Source organism: Prosthecomicrobium sp. N25 (assembly GCF_037203705.1).
GTDB lineage: Bacteria > Pseudomonadota > Alphaproteobacteria > Rhizobiales > Ancalomicrobiaceae > Prosthecodimorpha.
Genome location: NZ_JBBCAT010000002.1, coordinates 537208 through 558280, shown reverse-complemented (window position 1 = coordinate 558280; position 21073 = coordinate 537208). Strand labels below are relative to the sequence as shown.

Genomic DNA, 21073 nt, shown 5'->3' with positions numbered 1-21073 from the left:
CTCTCCTCATGGCGTGGTGGGTTCGACGGCGGCGGCGGCCGGGGCGCGCCGGCGGGCGAGCCGGTGCCGCAGGGCCTCCGCCATGCCGACCAGACCCTTCGGGAAGAAGGCGAGCATCAGCATGACCATGAGCGCGTAGGTCATGAGGTAGTAGCCGCCGGTGAAGCGCAGCCACTCGGGCAGGAGCAGCTCGACGGCGGCGCCGATGAACGGTCCCGCGAAGGAGCCGGCGCCGCCGACGATGACCATCAGCAGGTACTTGATGGAGTAGCTGAGCTGGAACGAATTGGGCTCGATGAACTGCACCAGCGGGGCGTAGAGCGCCCCCGCGAAGCCGCCGTAGGCCGAGCCGATCGCGAAGGCCATCAGGGTGTAGCGCCGCACGTCGACCCCGAGCGAGGCCGCCCGCAACGGATTCTCCCGCAGCGCCTTGAAGGCGCGCCCCCAGGGCGAATGCACGATCCACCACTGGATGCCGGTGAAGACGGCCAGCATGGCGAGCGCGAAATAGTAGAAGTCGCCGTTCCGGTTGGTCTTGAAGCCGAGGACCGTGGGCCGGCGGATGTCGTTGATCCCGTAGATGCCGTTGGTGAGCCACTGCTCGTTGCGCAGCACGAGGAACACGAGGGTCGCGAAGGCCAGGGTCACAAAGGCCAGGAAATGGTGCTGGACGCGCAGCGCCGGATAGCCGAGGCACCAGCCGACCGCGAAGGCGAGCGCGCCGGAGGCGAGGAACGCGACGAAGTAGGGCACGTCCGCCGCGGTGAGGAGTGCCGTCGCATAGGCGCCGAGCCCCACGAAGGCGCCCTGGGCCAGGGAGATCTGGCCGGCATAGCCGAGCGTGAGATTGAGCCCGAGCGCCGCGATGCTGGTCACCGCCCAGAGCGCCACGAGGTAGACCCCGTAGGACTTGAGCATCGACGGCACCGCCAGGAGCAGGCCGACCGCCACGACCCCCGCCGCCAGCGCAAGGAGACGGCCTACCGTCATACCGTGCGCTCCTCGACGCGGCCCATCAGCCCCTGCGGCCGGAACAGGATGAAGAGCACGAGCAGGAAGAGCGGCAGGGCGCTGCGGTACTGGGCCGACAGATAGGCGGCGCACAGGTTGTCGAGGACGCCGAGCAGGAGCCCGCCCACCATGGCCCCGCGGGTCTGGTTGAAGCCCCCGATGATGGCGGCCACGAAGGCGGCCTGTCCGAGCGTCTCCCCGTTGGTGAACTTCGCCAGGTAGATCGGGCTGATCAGGATCGACGCCACCGCGCACAGCATGGCGTTGATCAGGAAGGTGAGCAGCACCATCCGGTCCACGTCGATGCCGACGATCTGCGCCACCGCGCGGTTCTGGGCAGTCGCCTGCATCATGCGGCCGAGCCGCGTGTGTTGCAGGAACACGTGCAGCCCCGCCGTCACCAGCACCGCGACGGCCAGAACCACCAGGCTCTGCAGCGAGAAGACGGTGCCGAACACCTCGATGTCCCGGTCCGCCACGAGCGACGGGAAGGGCTGCGCCTGCGCCGAATAGAAGTCCTTCACGGCCTCCCGCATGAAGATCGAGAGCGCGATCGTCGAGACCACCAGCGGCAGGAGCCCGTGCTGCAGCATGGGCGCGACCACCGCCCGCCGGAACAGGAGCCCGAGCAGGATCGCCGCCACCGCGATGCCGGCGAGCGCGGCGGCCGGGAACGGCAGCCCGAGCCCGTGCATGGCGACCAGCACGAAGAAGGCCGGCACCATCACGAACTCGCCCTGGGCGAAGTTGATCGTCTGCGACGCCTGCCAGAGCAGCGAGAAGCCGACCGCCACGAGGGCGTAGATGGCCCCCGTCGCGAGCCCCGAGACGAGCAGTTGCAGGAAAGACGACATGGGAAGCGGCCCCGGAGCGGCCCGCCCCGTGGGGCAGGCCGGTCGGATGTGGGTCTGGAAAGGCCGGCCCGTCGGCCGGCCGGGCCGGCTTGGATCAGGCGGGGCGGGCCACGGTCACTTGCCGAGCTTCGGCAAAACCTCGACGATCTTCTGCTTGCCGCCCACGACCTCGCCGAGGAAGCTCGCCCGATCAATGTCGCCGTTCTTGTCCCAGGTCGCCTCCATCAGGATGCCGGGCTCCTGCTCGGGCGTGATGGTCAGCCCATGCAGCGTGTCGGCGAGCCCCTTGGAGTCGAACTTGCCCATCTTCTCCGTCACATGCTTGATCATGTAGACGGCGATGTAGCCCTTGATGCCGTTGTGGTCGTTGGCGTAGTTGAACCGCTTCTTGAACTTCTCGCCGAAGGCCGCGAGCGCCGGGACGGGCGCGTCGGAGGAGAGCCCGACATGGCCCTTGACGCCGTTGGCGGCGTCGCCGGCGAGTTCGATGACCTTCTGGGAGAGGAGCGTGGTCTCGCCGATCAGGGGCGCCTGCAGCGACTGCTTGCGCGCCTCCTTGAGGAAGCGGGCGCTCTCCTCCTCGTTGGTGTAGACGAAGACCGCGTCCGCGTTGGCGGCCTTGAGCTTCACCACGTCCGACGCGAAGTCGACCTGCCCGGACTCCGTCGAGATGTCGGCCACGACCTTGATGCCGCGCGCCTGCATCTCCTTGGCGAAGTTGTCGCGCCCGCCCTTGCCGAAGTCGTTGTTGACCCACAGCACCGCGACGTTCTTGGCCTTGAGCCCGTCGCGGATGTAGTTGGCGATCTTCGGCATCGAGAACTGCTGCCCGAAGGCGGTGCGGAACACGAAGGGGTTGCCCTTCTGGGTGATCGCCGCCGCCTCGCCGCCGACGATCTCGGGGATCTCGGCATTCTGGGCGAGCGTCATGGTGACCAGCACCGAGCCGGAGAAGACCGGCCCGAGGATCACGTAGGGCTTGTCGTCCAGCACCTTCTGGACCTGCGCGCGGGCGATGCTGGCGTCGCTCTGGGTGTCGATGTGCGGCACGTTCAGCTTCTTGCCGAGGATGCCGCCCTTGGCGTTGATCTCCTCGACCGCCAGCGTGATGCCGTCGCGCCAGTTGGTGCCCGAGACGGCGCCGGCGCCCGACAGTTCGACCACGTTCGGGATGAAGACGGTGTCCTGCGCGGCGGCCGGCCCGAAGCCCGTACCGAGGGCGGCCGCGAAGGCGCCGAGCGCGAGGAGCGAGGTGCGGCGCGACGGACCGCCGCGAGCGGTTTCATGTCCCATGGTGCGTTCCTCCGTAGCGGCCCTTGTGACGCCGCGCGGGCGCCCTGGCCTGTTCTCCGCGAGCCCTTGCGGGCTCCATCGGTCACGGGGACGTTACCATGGCGGTCCGCGGTGCCCATAGAACCTTTTTGAGGCCACGGCCTAACATGATGTTACGGCCGCGCCGCGCGTCTCCCGCCGGATCTCCTCGCGCAGGAGCTGCAGGCAGGCCGCGGCATGGCGCGAGAGCGGCCGGTGCGCCCGCATGGCGACGAAGGGCTCGAACGTGGTCGGCTCGCGGATGCGCAGCACCCGGACGCCGAGCTCGGAAGCATCCGGCGCGGCGAACTGGTCGATCAGCGCCACCCCGATCCCGGCCCGCACCAGGCCGATGGTCGTCACCCCGAAGCGGACGCTCATGACGAGATCGTAGCCGAGCCCGTGGCGGCGGAACACGTCCATCATGATCCGCCCGTAGGGATCCTCGGGGACCACGCCGACCAGCGGATAGCGCGCGATCTCGGCGACGGAGACGACCGGCGACGCCGCCAGCGGATGGTCTCGCGGCACCACGCAGCGCAGTTCCCCGACCCCGAGCGACTGCACCTCGATGCCCGGATGCTCGAACGCGTAGCTGAGCACCGCCAGCTCGCACTTGCCGAGCAGCAGGTAGTCCTGCGCCTCCTGGACCTTGATGATGTCGAGGTCGAGCCCGAGCGCCGGAAACTTCTCGCGCAGGCGCTTCAGCGCATTGGGCACCACGAAATGCGAGAGCGACGGGACCGATGCGATCCTGAACAGGATGCCGGCCCCTCGGTCCACCTGCTGGAGCACGTATTGCAGGTCGTCCACCTTCTTGTAGACGCCGTTGATCTGCTCGAAGATATCCTCCGCCTCTTTGGTCGGATAGTAGCGGTTCTGGATCCGCTCGAAGAGCTTCACCCGCAGGGACCGCTCCGTATACTTCATGAGGCGGCTTATGCCGGGCGCCGAGACGCCGAGAAGGCGCGCCGCCCCCGCCAGCGTGCCCGCGATCATCACCGCCCGGATCACCTCGATCTGCCTAAGCGTGAGCATCGCCGACGCGGGCTCAGTCGTCGCTGTTGCAGGGCCACCAGCCTGGCGCCTTCAGCCCCTCCGGCAGGCGGGTTTCGGGGGTCCCGCAGGCAATGTCGATCTGATCCTGGACGAGATCCTGGACCTTCGTGAGGTCCACCGCGTCAAGGCGGGCCCGGTAGAGATAGGCGCCCTTCATGGTGGCGCCCGCCAGGGCCGCGCCCCGGAAGTCCGACCGGGGCAGCAGCGTCTCGACGAACCGCGCGTTGCCCAGCTTGGTGCCCGCGAAGCTCGTCCGGTGGAAGTCGCCGTCCGAGAAGTCCGCGCCCGTCATGTCGGCGCCGTCGAACACCACCCGCTGGAACTCCGCCTTGACGAGCCTCGCCCCGCTGAGGTTGGCGCCCGCGAAGGTGGCCCGGCTGGCCAGCACCTTCTCGAGGTTCGCGCCCGCCATGTTGGTCTTGCGGAACGACGTCCGCACCAGTTCCGCGCGACTGAAGTCCGCTTGGCGCAGGTCGGAGCCGTCGAAGCCGGACCCGGACAGGACCGCGCCCCGGAACTTGGCATTGACGAGGGTCGAACTGTCGAGCATGACCCGCTCCTTCAGGCAGTTCGACCAGTCCATGCCCTGGCGGGGCTGGTCCCCGCAGGCCGCCTCAGCGGCCGTCCCGCCCGCCAAGAGCCCCGCCGCCAGGACGGCGAGCCGCGCGGCGCGCGGAACCGACGCAGCACCCGGACCCCGACGACATGGCAACGATCTTGCGAACCTCATGGGCGCCTCCCGACGCAATCCTCCCGGCCGCAACGCGCGCCGCGTCCGGCGCCGGACCGAGCCCGATCAGACGTCCGGCATCCGCTATCGCCCGGCCGGCGCGATGGTATCGCGCTTCGTTATGTCATGCATCGGGAATCGCCGATCCGTAGCCCCGCGTCCCGCCGCCGGTCGTCCGGCGCCCGACCACCACGACCTTGAGGCCGCTCATGACCGGCACCACCCCTCATGACCCCACGACCGCATCGGCCTCGATCTCCACCCGGTAGCCCTCGCCCACCAGCCCGCTGATCTCGATCAGCGTGTTGGCCGGCCGCACCTCGCCGAAGACGTGCCCGTGCACGCGCGACACGCCCTCCCAGTCCGCCGCGTCGACCAGATAGATCCGTGTCCGCACCACGTCGTCGCGGGAGGCGCCGAGCGCCGCCAGGCTCGCCAGGATCTTGTCGAGGATGTAAGTCGCCTGCGCGGCGGCGTCGCCCGGCGCGATGCAGGCGCCCGAGCCGTGCGTCGCCGTGGTGCCGCTGACCGTGATCGTATTGCCGGCCCGGACGGCCCGGCTGTAGCCGGCGAGCGGCTCCCAGACGCTGCCCGTGGACACCCGCAGCCGGCCCGGCCGGCCCGGCACCGGCTCGCCGGCATAGACCTTCGGCATGGCGTCGAGATGGTGGCTGAGGTCCCCCGACGCGGTGAGGAAGGGCGGCCGGCGGTACTCGTCCCCGCAGTCGCCCGGCACCGGGCGGGTCTGCCGGAACGCCTCGTCCAGGCGCGCATGGTCCTCCGCGTCGAGCGCGAAGGCGAAGAGCCGCGCGTTGTCGTCCCGGTGCTCCCGCTCGCCGAGCCGGGCCCCGACGATGATGGCCGCCACCGCCGGCTGCTCCAATACCCACCGGGTCGCCACGTTGGCGACCGAGACGCCGTGCTTCGCCGCGATCGCCTGCGCGGCCGACAGGATCGCCTGCAGGGCCGGCCAGCCGCCGATCGTGTCGACGAAACGCCTGTACTTGGACTTCGACCAATCCGGGATCTCGCCCGCGGTCGGCTCCGGGCGGCCGACCCACCGGTCCGTCAGGAAGCCTCCGCCGAGGGTTCCGTAGGCGAGCAGGCGCACGCCCGTGGCCGCCGCCACCGCGGCGAGCGGCCCCGCCGCCCGCCGGTCGAGGAGCGAGAAGCTGACCTGGTTGGAGACGATCGGCAGACCGTGCCGGATCATGAGGTTGAGATGGTCGGCGTCCGTGTTGGTGACGCCGACATGCGCCACGAGCCCCTCCTCGCGCATCCGCGCGATCTCCTCCAGCGCGTCGATATAGGCCGGGTGCTCAAAGGTCCACCAATGGAACTGCAGCAGGTCGAGCCGGTCCCGCCTCATGCGCTCCAGCGACCGCCCCACCCCGGCCCGCACCACCTCGCGCGTCATCGGCCCCGGCACCGGGCACCACTTGGTGAAAGCGCGCGGCGCGAGCGGCGGCAGGCTGCCCTCGGCAATGCGCTCGAACAGGCGCCCGGTGATGTCCTCCGCCGAGCCGTAGTGGTCCGCCATGTCGAACGTGTCGAAGCCTGCCTCCGCATAGGCGGCGAGCGCCTCGGCGCCCCGGTCCGGATCGATCCGGGTGCCGCTCCGCTCCATGTCGGCCACCTGCCAGAGCCCGATGACCAGGCGGCTGATATCGAGGCCGGGGGCGAGGTCCGTGCGCGGAGGTCTCGGGGCCATGTCAGTCCTTGTTGAGCTCGTACTTCATGATGCGGCCGTGCTTGCCGTTCCGGTCGCGCTCGAGCGCGAAGGTGTCGCCGCCCGGCCCGGTCCGCCGCGCCAGGACGGCCGCGATCGCCGCATGGTCCTCCGCATCGAGGGCGAAGCGGAACGCCTCGAGCGTCTCCCCGAGCCGGTCGGCGTAGCGGGCGCCAACGATCACGCCGGCAACCTGCGGCTTTTCCAGGACGTAGCGGGTCGCAACCGCCGGGATGCCGACGCCGTGGCGGCCGGCGATCCGGTCGAGCACACCGAGCAGGTCCTGGAACAGCTCCCAGCCGCCGAAGTCGTCGATGATCAGCTTGTACTTGGTATGCCCGCGATTCTCGAACGGTCCGGTCGGCTCCGGCCGGCCGAGCCAGCGCGACGACAGGAACCCGCCCGCCAGCGACCCGTAGGCGATGAGCGAGAAGCCGCGTTCGGCGGCGAGCGCTGCCAGCCCGTTCTCGGGTCTCGCGTCGAGCAGGGAGTACTGGACCTGCATGGACGCGAGCGGATAGCCCGCGTCCAGAAGGTCGGCGGTGCGGGCCCTGTCGAAATTGGTGCCGCCCAGGAGGTGGATCTTCCCCGCCTGCTGCAGGTCGACGAGCACCCCGGCGGTCTCCGCCATCCCCGGCGCCGCATAGTTCCACCAGTGGAACTGGACGAGGTCCAGCCGTTCGGCCCCGAGACGGCGCAGCGACCGGTCGATGATCGCTTCCACGTCGGCCCGTCGGAGGGACCCTAGCGTGCTCCAGTCCGGCACGTACTTGGTGTGAACCTTGAGGCCCGCGAGGGCGGCTTCCCCGCGCTCTCGCCGGAGCCGCTCGCGGAAGAGCCCGATCATCTCCTCGACGCCCGTGTAGATGTCGGCGCAGTCGAAGGTGGTGACGCCCGCGTCCAGGAAGGCCGCCATGTCGTCGACCGCCCGCTCGCGTTCCACCTCGCCGTGACCGCCCGCGAGCTGCCATCCGCCGCGCAGCACCCGCGACATGACGTAGCCCGGCGCGAGCTCGAAGGTGTCGACGCCCGCGCCCGTCATGCGCCGGCCTCCGGCGGCATGGGCACGGCCGTGGTCTCGGCATGGAGGAAGCGACGGCGGCCGAGCCTGCGGATGCGCAGGCGCGTGGAACAGTTCGGATCCGGGCAGGCGACCTCGGCGTCCGTACTCATCCAGTCCGCCGGGTCGGTCGGCCGCTGCTTGGCGGCGAGGAGCGGCAGCACGGCTGCGAGCGAGTAGATCGAGATCCCCTGGCCCGGCGGCAGGTGCAGCATCTCGCCCCGGAGCTCGAAATGGTCCCCGGGCCTGGCGCCGCAGTAGACCGCGCCGCCCTCCGGGATGATCACCTCGACCCTGAGGTCGTAGAGCTCGAATGCCGGATCCGCCACGCCGCGCCTCCCCTGGGGCGGGCAGTGTGGCCCGGCGCGGCGCCCCGGGGCAAGCCCCGCGGCAAGCCCCGCGGCCGGCCGCTCACGCCGCCTCGTGCGAGGCCTTCGCGAGGAGCCGGCCGATGGCGACCTGGGCCTCCGCCGCCGATCGGCGGAAAAGGTCCGGCCAGGGCGCCGCCACGACCTTGTCGTCCGGCACGGCCTCGATGGCCCGGCACAGCGCGGACAGCCGGCGGAAGCCGAGCATCCCGGAGCTGGACACGAGCTTGTGCGCCTCCGCCTTGAACTCGGCGCCGGACCCGGAGGCCGGCCCGCGCCCTCCGGGTCCGGCCTGAATCTGGGCGGCGAGACGGCGGAGCAGGTCGTCGCGGCTCGCCTGCCCGGTCAGCTGGGCGAGTTCGGCGAGTACGGCGGGATCGTGAACGGGCTCGCCGTTGAGGAACAGCCCCGGATCGTCGGCCTGCGGCGTCGGTTCGGCCCGCGGATGGCTGTCCGGCGCGCCGGGCGACAGTGGCTGGCCGGCACGTCCTCGACCCCACCGATCGATCGCGTCGTGCAGGTCGCGCGGAACGAAAGGCTTGCCCACGTGGCCGTCCATGCCGGCGCGGAGCAGAGCCCCGATCTCCTCCGTGAAGATATGCGCCGTGAGGGCCAGGATCGGCACGTCGGACCAGGGCTTCGGCAGGGCCCGGATGCGGCGGGTCGCCTCGATCCCGTCCATGATCGGCATCTGCACGTCCATCAGGATCAGGTCGTAGGCCTCGGCGGAGGCCGCCGCCACCGCCGCGACCCCGTCCGGTGCGATGTCCACCTGGTGTCCCCACTGGCCGAGCATGAGCTTGACCAGGTCCTGGTTCATGGGGACGTCCTCGGCGACCAGGATCCGGAGGCCGGGGCCTTCCGCGTCCCCGCGCGCGTCGTCGATCGCGCCGGCCAGCTCTCCGGGCGCCGAGACCGGCAGCGTCAGGTCGAACGAGAAGACGCTGCCGCGCCCCAGGACGCTCTCCACCCGGATCGTCGCACCCATCTGCGCCAGGATCTCCCGGCAGATGCTGAGGCCGAGCCCGGTGCCGCCGAAACGGCGGGCGATCCCCTGGTCTGCCTGCGAGAAGGGCTGGAACAGCCTGTCGCGCCGCTCCTCCGGGATACCGATCCCGGTGTCGCGGACCTCGATCCCGATCCGGGCCCGCCCTTCCTCGGCCTGGAGCGCGCGCACGGCGAGGCGGACGAAACCGCGGACGGTGAACTTCACCGAGTTGGCGACGAGATTCTGGACGACCTGGCGCAGGCGCGCGTCGTCGCCGACCAGGACCTCCGGAACGGCGGGGTCGACCAGGAGTTCGAAGGCGATTCCCTTGGCCTGCGCCTGGTCGCGCAGGACCGCAACCGCCTCCTCGATCATGTCGCGCGGCCGGAACGGCCTCGGATCGAGCTCGAGCGCGCGTGCCTCGCCCTTGGAGACGTCGAGCACGTCATTGACGATGCTGAGGAGCTGCCGGCTGGCGGAATGGATGCGGTTCATCAGGGGCTTGGCCGACTCGCTGAGGGCGGTCGGGTCCGCCTTCAGGAGGTTGGTGTAGCCGATGATCCCGTTGAGCGGCGTCCTGAGTTCGTGGCTCATCACAGCCAGGAACCGGCTCTTGACCTGCAGCGCCTCCTCGGCGCGGGCGCGCGCCTGTTCGAGCTGTTCCTTCTGGAGGACCAGTTCCGTGACGTCCCGCAGCACCACCAGGATGCTCGCCTCGTCGCTGTGTTGCGGCGGCACGTAGGTGTAGACGGCCTCGATCCAGACCCAGGCCCCGTCCTTCCGCAGGATCCGGTGGGTGCTGACCGCCTGCGGCTTGTCCGGCCCGAGTTCGGCCTTGAGAGCCGCCACCCGGATCGAATCCTGCGGGTGGACGATGTCGCGCCAGTCCAGGACCGTCCACTCCTCCGGCGTGTAGCCGAGCAGCGCCCGGATGGAGGGGGAGGCGAACCCGGTCTCGTGCCGTCGGTTCTGCAGAAGGATGCCGTTGCTGCCGTGCTCGGCCAGAATGCGGTAGCTCCGTTCCCGGTTGTCCAGCCGGCGCTCCGCTTCGAGGGCGCGCGCGCGCTCCGCGCCGAGTTCCTCCGCGGCCCGCTGCCGGCTCTCCAGCACGGCCGCCACCTGCAGGCCGAACAGGGAGTTGAGCCCGAGAAAGACCTGCATGAGGCCCAGCCTCGCCCCGAGCGGTCCGTCCAGCGTCGCGAGCGGGCCCGCCCCATGCAAGGTCGCGGTGACGCCGGCGGCCGCCATGAGCGCGAGCGCGGTCGAAACGCCCGCCCAACCCAGACAGATGGCCGACGCGACGGCGGCGGCGACGAAAGCGAACAGGAGCAGGTGGACGCTGTCCGCCGTCACCACCGCGCTGACCGCCGCCGCCGCCGCCAAGAAGGTCAGGAAGCCCTCGCGGTCGAGTCCGGCCGGGCGCGAACGGAGCGCGCTGGCGCCCTGCCGAACGAGGGCCGGCAGGATCGTGAGGTACCCGATCGCCTGCCCGGTATACCAGTTCATGAAGGCGAAGCGGTAGTCCAGCTGCGAGCCCGCCGACCCCACCAGGGCGGCGGCCAGCGGAGCGGGGCCGAGGGCCAGGAGCGCGAAGGCGAACAAGCCGTCCGGCTTCGTCATGTCGATCCGCCCGAACCCGGTGAGTCCCACGTAGAGGATCATCACACCCGAGAGGTCGGCCGCGACATTCGCGACGGCGGCACCGGGCGGCAGACCGACGGCACCGAGGCCGGCCGCGAGGCCGAGGAGCCAGCCTGCGAGCACCGGCATCGAGGCGTCCGCGGGCGTCCGGATCAGGACGGCCAGGAGCACCGGGCCGCGCAAGGCCAGTGCCGGAATCCCGCCGGCCGTCACCAGGGCCCAGGCTTCCAGGCGTGTCACCAGGTAGCCGGCCGCGGCACAGGCCGCCGCCAGGGCCGCGTTCCTGGCGACCTCGTCCAGCTTCCAGCGCCGCAATCCTGCGGACACAGACTCGTCACCCATGGTCAAGCCCCTCGCTCGCCCTGTCCCATGCAAAGGTTCGGGTTCGGCAACCGCCCTTGCGGCCGAACACCCGCCGAGTCGCTCCCGTCCGAGCGGACCCGTCCCCTTGTCCCCGATCGCGATGTCGACCCGTCCGAGCCGGCACGCCCCCGGCTCCCGCCGTCAAGGTTGCGTAACGTCAACTGATTCGGTCAAGGCCCCGCACAGGACGCGGATGGGCCCGTGCCGGGCGCCACCAGCCCACGCAGCCGTGGCGCGAGATCCCGCAAGGCGAAAGGCTTGCGGATGACCGCGACCGCGCCGGCGGCGATCAGGGCCGCCGTCTCCTCCTCGTCCTCACGGGCGGTCACGAAGGCGATCGGCACGGCTGCGGTGTCCTCCCGGTCGCGCAGGCGCCGGGCGGTTTCCGGCCCGGTGAGTCCGGGCATCACCACGTCGAGGAGGATCAGGTGAGGCGTGTTGTCCGCGACCGCATCCAAGGCCTCCCGTCCGGAGGAGCAGGATCTGACCTCGAAGGCCGGGTCGAGACCCAGGCAGAGGCGGACGATGTCGCGGATGTCGCTCTGGTCGTCGACATGGAGAATCTGGATGTTCTTCATCGACTTGCTCGCATGAAACGTTCGACCGGACCCTCCTGCGGGGCCGGATGCCCGGGCAGTCGACCGGGAAATCCGGACCGCGTCCGGCGGCGTGGCCGCCGCGTCGTCCAGCCTTGGGGGACGATCAGATGAGCTGGTAGCGCACTTCGGAGACGTTGCTCAGCGCTGCGAAGAATTCCGTCCCGGAGAACGGCTTCGCCATATATCCGTTGGCGCCGAGCTCCAGGGCCTCCAGCATCGTCTCCACATCGTTGCTGTTGGTGAGCATGATGATCTTGACGTCCCCATAGCGGCGACTGGCCCGCAGATCCTTGATGAGATCGAAGCCACTCTTCTCGCGCATGTGCAGGTCGACCAGGAGAAGCAACTGATTGGCCTTGCTTCCCGTGGCGAGAACCTGGTCGAGCGTGGAGAGCACATTGAGCGGGTTGCGCTCCGAGATGAAAGGATTCGTAATTCCGCCATCACGCATCCGCCGACGCGTAAGCAGAATTTCGTCCTGGCTGTCGTCGACCATAACGATTGTGTACGGATTTTTACTAGTATTCATTGGTTTTTCCCCTCTCCCGTCCGGATAGTTGTGTATCAGCATTGGAAAGCCTGGAATCGACAGCTTAAAACTGTGCAAATTTAGTCATCCTGGTAAGATGAGAGGTGAGTCGCGGGGCTCGGCGCGGGTTCGCAATCTTGTCTCGAGACGGCGACGGTTCCGAGGGAGCACGGCCCATGGAAATCTTCGACGACCAGGATCTCGATGCTCAGTTCCTCGCCATCAAGTCCCGCTTTCTGACTGAATTGCCCGCACGCATGGCCATCATCGGGAAGTACATCGACAGTGGCACGTCCGAATCGGAAAAAAACCTCGAGCTGCAAGAGGAACTTTTCCAGATCATCCACCCGATGTGCGGGATCGCATCTATGCTCGGATTCGATGAATTGGGCAGATTGTCCAAGGTTGCCGACGCGATTCTGGCACGGAGTTGCAGACTTAAGATCGTCCTCGCCGATTCAGAGAGGTTAAATCTGAAGTCCTGCCTGTCGGACCTGAGGGCGGCGGCGGAAAAGATAGGCTGACAATGCGAAATCGTCAGCTTCGGGGCGGCAAGGATCGCCCGCATCCGGCCGGCCGCTGCCCCGGAACTGAAATGTGACTTGCCGACGAAAGAGAGAGAATTGCGCGAAGGATTGTGCCCTGGCGGAAATATTCGCGAGCGCCTTCCCGGTCCCCCCGGCGCCCCCGGGGCCGCGCCTGCCACGGGCCTCAGGGGCCGTCCGTGAGGGCCTCTCCGCCGGAGGGCACGGGCGAGGGGACCATCGGCCGGGCTCGCGTCCTCGGCGTCAGGCCGACCACGATGCCAGCCGCGATGATGGCGAACCCGGCGAACACCCACCCGTCGAGCCGCTCGCCGTAGAGCCACCAGCCGATCACCGCGATGATCGGGACGCGCAGGAAGTCGAGCGACAGGACCATCACGGCCTCGCCGATCTGCAGGGCCTTGGCGAGGCAGAACTGCGAGGACAGGCCGCTGATCACCAGGAGACCGGCGGCGCCGACGAGCATCGGGTCGCGGCCGATCTGCGAGAGGTCGCCGGACGGGTAGATGACCGTCCCGACCGCATTGAACGCCGCCTGGATGACCATCATCCAATACAGGATCGCGAAGGTGCTCTCCGTGCGCGTCAGACGCCGGGTGAGCAGCACGGTCGTGCCGAAGCACAGGGCCGCGCCGAGCGGCAGGATCGAGGTCGCGTCGAAGCTGACCGGGGACGGCCGCAGGATCACCAACACCCCGACCATGCAGGCGAGGATGCCGAGCACCGACTGGCGCCGGATCCGTTCGCCGAGGAGCGGGTAGGCCAGCAGCGCCGCCCAGGCGGGCGCCGTGAATTCCAGGGAGAAGACCGTGGCGAGCGGCAGCGGATAGGTCACCGCGAGCGTCCAGAACAGACCGCCGATCGCATGCACGAGGTTGCGGGGCAAGTGGCGGTCCATGTGCCCCGGCCGCAATTCACCCGCCAGGCGCGGCACGCCGACCAGGATGAGCGACAGCAGCAGGAGTGCCCCGCCCGTCCTGATCAGGTTGATCTCGAACACCCCGACATGGCCGGACAGCATCCGGATCGCCAAGGCCGCGCCCACGAACGACACGAGGGCACCCGCCATCCACGCGGCGACGGGGGCGATCCGTGTCGGGGCGTCCGAGTGCGGCAAACGGGGTCTTTTCAATCTCGAGAGAGCGCCCGGTCGAGGATCGCCATGCGCATGAACTTCGAGAGCCGAACTTGCTCGAAATAGCGAGCGTTGTCCAGATTGTCACAGGCCGGATGGATCTCGTCCTGCCGCGGCAGCGGATGGTAGAGCAGTGCCCGCGAGCCGAGCCGGGCGATCTTCTCCGGCGTGATCACGTGGCTGTCCGGGGTCAGCCGCGGCGACACGTAGTCCGACGCGGCGGCCTCGCCGATATCCGACATGTCGTAGGGCGCCATCATGATGGCGTCGCTGGACTTCAGCGCCGTCGCGATGTCCGTGATGATCCGGCAGCGGACCTGGTGGCGCGCCAGGGCGTCGAGCACGTCGTCAGGCACCGGGATGTGCGGCGGCGGGCAGAACAGCACCTCGCCGGGCGCCTCGTAGCGCAGCAGCTGGCAGAGCGAGCGCACCGTCCGCCCCCGCGGATCGCCCCCGATCGCAATCGACGTCCCGCGGATCCGCCCGAGCCCCCGGCGCAGCGCATAGATGTCGATCAGCGCCTGGCTGGGATGCTCGTTCCACCCGTCGCCGGCGTTGATGACGGGCACCGAGGAGCGCGCCGCCATGCGGGCCGCAGCGCCTGCCTCGTGATGGCGCACCACGATCGCGTCGCACAGGGCCGCGAAGACCGCCGCGCAGTCCTCCAGCGATTCACCCGTACGCTTGTTCGAGCGCGACGCCGACATGTCCTCGATTCCGATCGCGTGGCTGCCGAGCGCCACCGTGGCGACCTCGAAGCCGATGCGCGTCCGCGTGCTCGGCTGGAAGAACAGGAGCGCGATCGCCAGCCCGGCCGAGCGTCCGGTCGGCACCTTGCGGGCCTCGAAAGCCTCCGCCAGCTGGCAGTAGTCGTCGATGTCGTCGCCGTCGAGCGTCGATGCCGTAAGGAGATGCCTCGGCCCGCGCCGGGTTTCACTGCGCGGGAGGGCGGTTCCGGAACCGGAATACATATATGCCATGAGCCTGGCCCCCTCGTGGGATCGCCGCCGCATGACGATCCTCAAGAGAGAGTTAACCAAAAGCTCAGTCCGGTTGGAACGGAGTTAACGGCTCGTTAACGTATTTTCTAAACTTATAGTTAACGGCAGACTGCGTCTTCCGATATGAGAGAGCATGCAGGCAGCGTACGGGCGGGGCGGCTCAGGCCGCCGACGTGGCGCTCGCCGCTCGGCGGCGGCTCGGCACCGGGCGCACCGGTTCGAACAGAGCGGAGCCCTGCGCGAGCAGCGCCCGGATCTCCTCCGGCGGCACCGGACGCGAGAACAGGTAGCCCTGCATGGTGAGCAGGCCCAGCCGGGCCAGCCGGTCGCGCTGGCCGCGCGTTTCGACACCCTCGGCCACCAGGTCCATCTCCAGGTCGCGCGTCATCTGCACGATCCCCTTGATGATCGAGACCGACCGGTCCGAACCCATCATGTTCTGGGAGAAGATCCTGTCGAGCTTGAGCTTGGAGAAGGGGAACTCGTGCAGGTAGCCGAGCGAGGAGAAGCCGCATCCGAAGTCGTCGAGCGAGACCCCGATGTCGTGGCGCCGGAAGGTCTTGATGAGCGCCTGGGCCTCTACCTTGTCCTCGATCAGGAGGCCCTCGGTGACCTCGAGCTCCAGCCGGTTCTTCGGCAGCCCCGAGTCGTGAAGCGCCTCCAGAACGGTCTCGATGAGTTGCGCCCCGTTCTTGAACTGCAGGGCCGACAGGTTCACCGCCACGCTGACGTCGCCGGCCCAGCCGGCGGCCTCCAGACATGCGGTGCGGAGCACCCAGGCGCCGATCGGGATGATCAGGCCGGCCGTTTCGGCGAGCGGCACGAAGACGGACGGCGAGATCGTTCCACGCCGGGGGTGGTTCCAGCGCAGGAGGGCTTCGCAGGAGGTGATCCGGCCCTGCCTGAGGTCGACGATGGGCTGGTAGACGAGGCTGAACTCGCCCCGTTCCAGGGCCTGCTGGAGGTCCTGGATGAGCTCCATCTGGTCCTGGTACAGGCGCGAGAGCTCGGCCTCGTAGCGCTCGACCCCGCCCGCGCCCCGCTTCTTCGCGGCGTAGAGCGCGAGGTCGACGTGCCGCATGAGTTCGTGGACGGTCGCGCCGTCGTCCGGGGCCAGCACGTAGCCCACGCTCGCGCCGCATCCGACCTGCGTGATGTCGAGGCGGAAGGGCTGCTTCATCGCCCGCGTGATGCGCCGGGCCACGGCCTCGACGCTCTCCGGGTCGCCCGAGCGGACGAGCACGACGAATTCGTCGCCGCCGATCCGCGAGATCTCGTCACGCGGGCCCGCCACGGCACGCAGGCGCGCAGCGGTTTCACGGAGCACGACGTCCCCGGAGGGATGCCCGAGCGTGTCGTTGACGTCCTTGAACCGGTCCAGGTCGATCGCGATCAGCCCGAAGGACGCCGTTTCGCCCTCCTGCTGCAGCATCCGTTCGATCAGGTCGAAGAGGGCCGAGCGGTTCAGGAGTCCGGTGAGAGAGTCCCGCAGCGCCAGCTTCTCGAGCTTGGCATGGGCGCGGTGCCGCGACACGATCGTCTCGTACACCTTCCGGCACATCACGATCGTGCTGGCGTAGAGCGCGAAGATGAAGCCGGCCAGCATCATGTGGACGACGTCGGCCTGCAGGCCGAGTCCGAACACGAAGGGCACGCAGGTCGCGCTGATCTGCCCGACGGTGATCAGCGGCCGGCTGGCGTTGCGCGATGAGATGCCTGCGATATAGCCGATCACGCAGCAGCCGGAGAGGAGTTCCGTCGGCGTTCCGGAGTGGGCCGCGGTCGCGTAGGCGCCCGTCAGGCCGACCAGCGCCGCGAAGCTCCACGCCCCGATGAGCGCCAGCAGTTCCCAGCGCCGCACGGCCGCACGGTCCTCGCGCTCGGGGGGGTGGCGCAGGAAGGCGGCATTCAGGACGACGCGCGCGAAGCCGACGACGAGGAAGCCGGCGAGCAGGAACAGGAAGAAGGAATCGCCGCTGATCGAGCCCGACATGCCCGCGACCGCCACCGCGACGAGGCTGGCGCTCAGCATCGACTTCGGCGTCTGGTAAAGAGCCGAAACGAGCTCGTAGTGCAGGTCCTGCTCCGGACCGTCGGCGTCCAGTCTCCAGGCCGCTAAAGGTCGGATGTTGGGCAAACGCATCACGCGAACTCGGATACCATTGACCGGTCGATAAAATCAGCCGGACGTGAACATTCCGTCAATATTTCAGTAGAAAATCCGCTTGAAGGCGTTCGACCAGCTGCCGTCGAGCCAAGACGGTCCGGAATATCGGGCGAATAGATGAGAATGGAGTACGAGCGCCAAGAGATATGATGTTCGCCAGTCGCGATCCGGCAAGAAACGACCTAAAATCCGGGTCGGAGTTCAAGAGACACGATCCGGGCGGACTCATGCCATCATTGGCCGACGGCCGGTCGCACCACGAGATCCGGGACGCCGATCGATTTCGTCCGGAATGATCACGGCGGCCTCGATACTCACGGGCTTACGTCGTCTGCTTCCCGGATCGCGGTCCGGAATTGCGCAATCCGGCCGGTCCCGCAGGACCGGCCGGGGGCCCGCCGACCGGTCAGCTGCCGGGCTTGCGCAACTGAAGCACGTTGGTTTCCTCGTCCATGCGCGCCGCGTAGCCGACCTTGTCCTTCTTGCCGGCCCAGATGGCGTTGAGCGTCACCACCGGGATGGTGGCGTAGTCGCCGATCGCCATTTCCATGGCGTCGACCAGCAGCGACTTGCGCTTCTCGTCGTCCACCGTGGTGGTGGCGGTCTGGATCAGGCTGTCGAGCTTCGGGTTGGCGTACATCGTCCGGTTCGACCCGCCGAGGCGCTTCTCCTTGTCGATCGAGTGGACGAGCGACTGGAGGATGTAGGAGGTCTCGCCCGACAGGCTGCCCCAGCCCGACATCTGCAGCGAATACTCGAACCGCGCCGAGGCCGGGAAGAACACGGCCCGCGGTGTCGCCGCCACGATGGTCTTGATGCCGATCCGGTTCAGCATGCCGCCGAGCGCCGTGCAGACGGGCCCGTCGTTGGGCAGCCGGTCCGACGTGCAGTGGAGCGTGATGCCGAAGCCGTTCGGGTATCCGGCTTCCGCCAGCAGCTTCTTGGCCGCGTCCGGGTCGAACTTGTCGGGGGTCAGCTTGGGGCTCGTCGCCCACAGGCCGGCGGGAGAGAGCTGCCCGGCCGGCAGGCCCTGGCCGTGCATGACGCGGTCGACGATCGCCTGCCGGTTGATCGCCAGCGAGATGGCCTTGCGGACGCGCACGTCCTTCAGGGGGTTCTTGTCGAGCGGCTTGCCGTCCACGTCCGTGACGGTCGGCGACTGGTCGCGAGCCACCTCGGGATAGATCATGAAGTTGTAGACCGAGGGGACCTGGAAGATTTCCACGCCCGCGTTCTTCTTGAGCCCCTCGACGTCCGCCGACGGCACGTAGTTGATGAGGTCCACGTCACCGGCCAGGAGCGCGGCGACCCGCGACTGGTCCGCCAGGATCTCCTTCATCACGATCTTGTCCCAGGGCTGCTTCTGGCCCCAGTACTGGTCGTTGCGGGCCAGCACGATGTCGCCCTTCGGCTGCCACGAGACGTACTTGTAGGGCCCGGTCCCGATCGTCGCCTTGCCGGACTGGAAGTCCTCCGGCGTCGGCTTGCCGAGATGCTTCGGGATGATGAAGATCTGCGCCAGGTTGCGCAGCAGGAGCGGCGTCGGCGAGGACGTGACGATGCGGATCGTCAGCGGGTCGAGCACGTCGACCCGGGTGATCCCTGTCATGTAGAGCATGACGCCGCCGGTCGGCCCCTGGGCGTTGGGGATGCGCTCGATCGTGTACTTGACGTCCTCGCCCGTGAAGTCCGAGCCGTCGTGGAACTTGACGTTCGGGCGGAGCTTGAACTCCCAGGTGTTGTCGTCGACGAGCTTCCAGGAGGTCGCGAGGCTCGGAACGGGGTCGAGCTTCTCGTCGCGCGAGACCAGCGTGTCGTAGACGTTGCGGAGCACCGAGACCGAATTGCCGGTGCTGCCGAAATGCGGGTCCATCGTGTCGGTCCCCGAGCGCAGCCCGATGCTCAGGGTCTGGGCCGTGGCCGGCGCGGCGAGAAGCGGCGCGGCCAGCAGGCCGACGGCGAGAACGGCGGATGCGAGCAAGCCAGATCTCATGGGGCATTCCTCTCGGTTCGGGGAGGCGGAGGGGGAAGCGGCCGGCCCGGTCCGGCGCCCCGCCGGCCGGGCCCGGATCGGGGTCAGTTGAGCGGCGCGGGCCGGAACGCGTAGGGCGCCTCCAGCGCCGCGATCTCTTCCGCGCCGAGGCTGATCGCCGTCGCGCCCGCCGCGTCGTCGAGTTGCTCCACCTTGGTGGCCCCGATGATCGGGGCGGCGACGGCCGGCTTGTGCAGGAGCCACGCAAGCGCGATCTGGGTCGGCTTGACGCCCTTGGCGGCCGCCAGGGCGACGACGCGCTCGGCCACGTCGAAGTCGCAGGGACGGAACAGGTCCTTGGCGCCCGCGTCGGTCTTCGCCCGCTCGGTCTCGCCGCCGCCCTCGCGCGAGCGGTTGCCGGCCAGGAAGCCGCGCGCGAGCGGCGAATACGGGATGGCGCCGACGCCCTCCTCGGCGCAGAGGCGGAGCATCTCGCGCTCCTCCTCGCGCTGGACGAGGTTGTAGAGGTTCTGCATCGCGATCGGGCGGGCGAAGCCGTGGTGATCGGCGATCATCACCATCTGGGCGAACTTGTAGGCCGGCATCGTCGAGCCGCCGATGTAGCGGACCTTGCCGGACCGCACGATGTCGTCGAGGGTGCGCATGACCTCGACGAGCGGGGTGTGCGGGTCGAGCCGGTGCACCTGCAGGAGGTCGACGTAGTCGGTCTTCAGACGCTTCAGCGCCGCGTCGATGCCGCTCATCAGGTGTTTGCGCCCGACCCCGCCGTGGTTCGGCTTCGCCGACATCGGGATGCCGATCTTGGTGGAGATGACGAGGTCGTCACGCGGCACGAGCGGCAGCAGCTCCTGCCCCATGATGGTTTCGCTCTCGCCGAAATTGTAGACGTCGGCCGTGTCGAAGAAGGTGATGCCGAGGTCGAGCGCGCGCCGGAAGAACGGCCGGCTGCCCTCCGCGTCGAGCGCCCCCCAGGCCCGCCGCCCGGCGGCGCCCCAGGAATTGCCACCCATGCAGATGGCGCTGACCGTCAGGCCGCTGCGGCCGAGCTGGACATATTTCATCGTGGCGTGTCCTTCGTTGTGTCAGCCGGCTGCGGCGGATTGGGCGACGTAGAGCGCGGACGGGTCGCCGAAGGGCGGGCCGCCCGCCCAGGGTCCGCGCACCATCAGCGGGATCTCGGTCCGCAGCGTGAAACCGCGGGCCGCGAGCGCACCGTGGAACAGGGTCCGGTCGGTGCCCTCGATCATGAGGCTGTCGAGCCGCACGGCCCGCGGCAGCCCGCGGGCGAGCCCGTCCACCAACGCGACGGCCGCGCCGGCGTTGCGGGCCACCACCGGACCGACGACCCCCAGGTCGCCCCGGCGCGCCGCCAGGCCGTAGCCGGCGAAGCCCTGGGCGTCCTCGGCGACGAGCGCCAGCTCGGGAAAGCGGGCGATCTGGTCGTCCAGCATGGCCGACCGGTCCGCCCCGTAGGCGCCCCGGTCGAGGGCGAAAAGGCGCGCGCAGTCGCCCGCCTGGACGCGCCGCAGCCGGGCGCCGTCGAAGGTCCCGACCGGGCCGGCCGGCGCCTCGGCCCGCTGAAAGCTCGCCAGCGTCCCGATCGGCCGGAAGCCGAGCCGCCGGTAGAGCGGCACCGCCTTCGGGACCGCGAACAACGCCAGAACCCCGAGCCCGAGCCGCTCGAGGTCGAGCGCCGCGGCCTCGGTGACGGCCGCCCCGAGCCCCTGGCCGCGATGCTCCGGGTCGACCAGCAGCATCCCGAACCAGCCGCACAGCGGGGCCGCCGGAAAGGCGATTCCGGCCGCGACGAGCCGGCCGTCCGCCATCACCCCGTGGCCGATGCCGACCGCGAGCCGGCAGCGCCAGTCCGCGGCCGTGTGCGCCCAGCCCGCGGCCGCGGACAGCCCGACGCAGGCCTCCGCATGCTCGGAGCCGAGGCGGACCGCCTCGTGGGGGACGGGGGGAACCGGCACCGCCGCGACCGTCATGG

Annotated in this window: 18 protein-coding genes; 1 reads left to right on the top strand and 17 read right to left on the bottom strand. The window is 69.3% G+C overall.

Annotated elements, in window-relative coordinates; translation table 11 throughout:
• Positions 1–6: 6 nt before the first annotated feature.
• From WBG79_RS17440 to WBG79_RS17390, 11 genes are all read right to left on the bottom strand, one after another.
• Positions 7–990: a branched-chain amino acid ABC transporter permease gene (locus tag WBG79_RS17440; protein WP_337358456.1), complete on the bottom strand. Its 984-nt coding sequence runs from the start codon at positions 988–990 to the stop codon at positions 7–9.
• Positions 987–1865 carry a branched-chain amino acid ABC transporter permease gene (locus WBG79_RS17435; RefSeq protein WP_337358455.1) on the bottom strand — a complete coding sequence of 293 codons (879 nt, stop codon included), beginning with the start codon at positions 1863–1865 and terminating at the stop codon, positions 987–989. Before WBG79_RS17435 ends, WBG79_RS17440 begins: the two co-directional genes overlap by 4 nt.
• Positions 1866–1979: 114 nt before the next feature.
• Positions 1980–3158 (bottom strand): ABC transporter substrate-binding protein, encoded by a 1179-nt coding sequence (locus tag WBG79_RS17430; RefSeq protein ID WP_337358454.1) that lies wholly within the window; start codon positions 3156–3158, stop codon positions 1980–1982.
• Positions 3159–3299: 141 nt separating this feature from the next.
• Positions 3300–4214, bottom strand: coding sequence for a LysR family transcriptional regulator (locus tag WBG79_RS17425; RefSeq protein WP_337358453.1), 915 nt, complete (start codon positions 4212–4214; stop codon positions 3300–3302).
• 13 nt (positions 4215–4227) lie between these two features.
• Positions 4228–4785 carry a pentapeptide repeat-containing protein gene (locus WBG79_RS17420; protein ID WP_443147477.1) on the bottom strand — a complete coding sequence of 186 codons (558 nt, stop codon included), beginning with the start codon at positions 4783–4785 and terminating at the stop codon, positions 4228–4230.
• Between the two features lie 406 nt (positions 4786–5191).
• Positions 5192–6676 carry an aldo/keto reductase gene (locus tag WBG79_RS17415; protein ID WP_337358452.1) on the bottom strand — a complete coding sequence of 495 codons (1485 nt, stop codon included), beginning with the start codon at positions 6674–6676 and terminating at the stop codon, positions 5192–5194.
• A gap of 1 nt (position 6677) precedes the next feature.
• Entirely contained in the window at positions 6678–7736 is a 1059-nt protein-coding gene (locus WBG79_RS17410; protein WP_337358451.1) for an aldo/keto reductase, read from the bottom strand.
• Positions 7733–8083 (bottom strand): TIGR04076 family protein, encoded by a 351-nt coding sequence (locus WBG79_RS17405; RefSeq protein ID WP_337358450.1) that lies wholly within the window; start codon positions 8081–8083, stop codon positions 7733–7735. Before WBG79_RS17405 ends, WBG79_RS17410 begins: the two co-directional genes overlap by 4 nt.
• An 82-nt stretch (positions 8084–8165) precedes the next feature.
• The gene (locus WBG79_RS17400) at positions 8166–11093 is read right to left on the bottom strand and encodes a hybrid sensor histidine kinase/response regulator (protein ID WP_337358449.1); all 2928 of its coding nucleotides are present in this window, start codon (positions 11091–11093) and stop codon (positions 8166–8168) included.
• Positions 11094–11284: 191 nt separating this feature from the next.
• On the bottom strand, positions 11285–11692 hold the full coding sequence (locus WBG79_RS17395; protein ID WP_337358448.1) for a response regulator: 408 nt from the start codon (positions 11690–11692) through the stop codon (positions 11285–11287).
• Positions 11693–11816: 124 nt separating this feature from the next.
• Positions 11817–12209, bottom strand: coding sequence for a response regulator (locus tag WBG79_RS17390; protein ID WP_337358447.1), 393 nt, complete (start codon positions 12207–12209; stop codon positions 11817–11819).
• A gap of 209 nt (positions 12210–12418) precedes the next feature.
• Here WBG79_RS17390 and WBG79_RS17385 point away from each other — a divergent pair, with 209 nt between their 5' ends.
• Positions 12419–12766 (top strand): Hpt domain-containing protein, encoded by a 348-nt coding sequence (locus WBG79_RS17385; protein ID WP_337358446.1) that lies wholly within the window; start codon positions 12419–12421, stop codon positions 12764–12766.
• Between the two features lie 187 nt (positions 12767–12953).
• On the opposite strand, the gene WBG79_RS17380 is transcribed toward WBG79_RS17385, so the two are convergent.
• From WBG79_RS17380 to WBG79_RS17355, 6 genes are all read right to left on the bottom strand, one after another.
• A complete protein-coding gene (locus tag WBG79_RS17380; protein ID WP_337358445.1) occupies positions 12954–13856 on the bottom strand; it encodes a DMT family transporter in 903 nt (300 codons plus the stop codon).
• 59 nt (positions 13857–13915) lie between these two features.
• Entirely contained in the window at positions 13916–14902 is a 987-nt protein-coding gene (locus tag WBG79_RS17375; RefSeq protein WP_337358444.1) for an aspartate/ornithine carbamoyltransferase family protein, read from the bottom strand.
• A 181-nt stretch (positions 14903–15083) separates the two neighbouring features.
• On the bottom strand, positions 15084–17066 hold the full coding sequence (locus WBG79_RS17370; protein ID WP_337358443.1) for a putative bifunctional diguanylate cyclase/phosphodiesterase: 1983 nt from the start codon (positions 17064–17066) through the stop codon (positions 15084–15086).
• Positions 17067–17496: 430 nt separating this feature from the next.
• Complete coding sequence (locus WBG79_RS17365; RefSeq protein WP_337358442.1) at positions 17497–19083, bottom strand: ABC transporter substrate-binding protein; 1587 nt, start codon at positions 19081–19083, stop codon at positions 17497–17499.
• 83 nt (positions 19084–19166) lie between these two features.
• The gene (locus WBG79_RS17360; RefSeq protein WP_337358441.1) at positions 19167–20144 is read right to left on the bottom strand and encodes an aldo/keto reductase; all 978 of its coding nucleotides are present in this window, start codon (positions 20142–20144) and stop codon (positions 19167–19169) included.
• 21 nt (positions 20145–20165) lie between these two features.
• Positions 20166–21071, bottom strand: a complete 906-nt coding sequence (locus WBG79_RS17355; RefSeq protein ID WP_337358440.1) for a GNAT family N-acetyltransferase — start codon at positions 21069–21071, stop codon at positions 20166–20168.
• Positions 21072–21073: the final 2 nt, after the last annotated feature.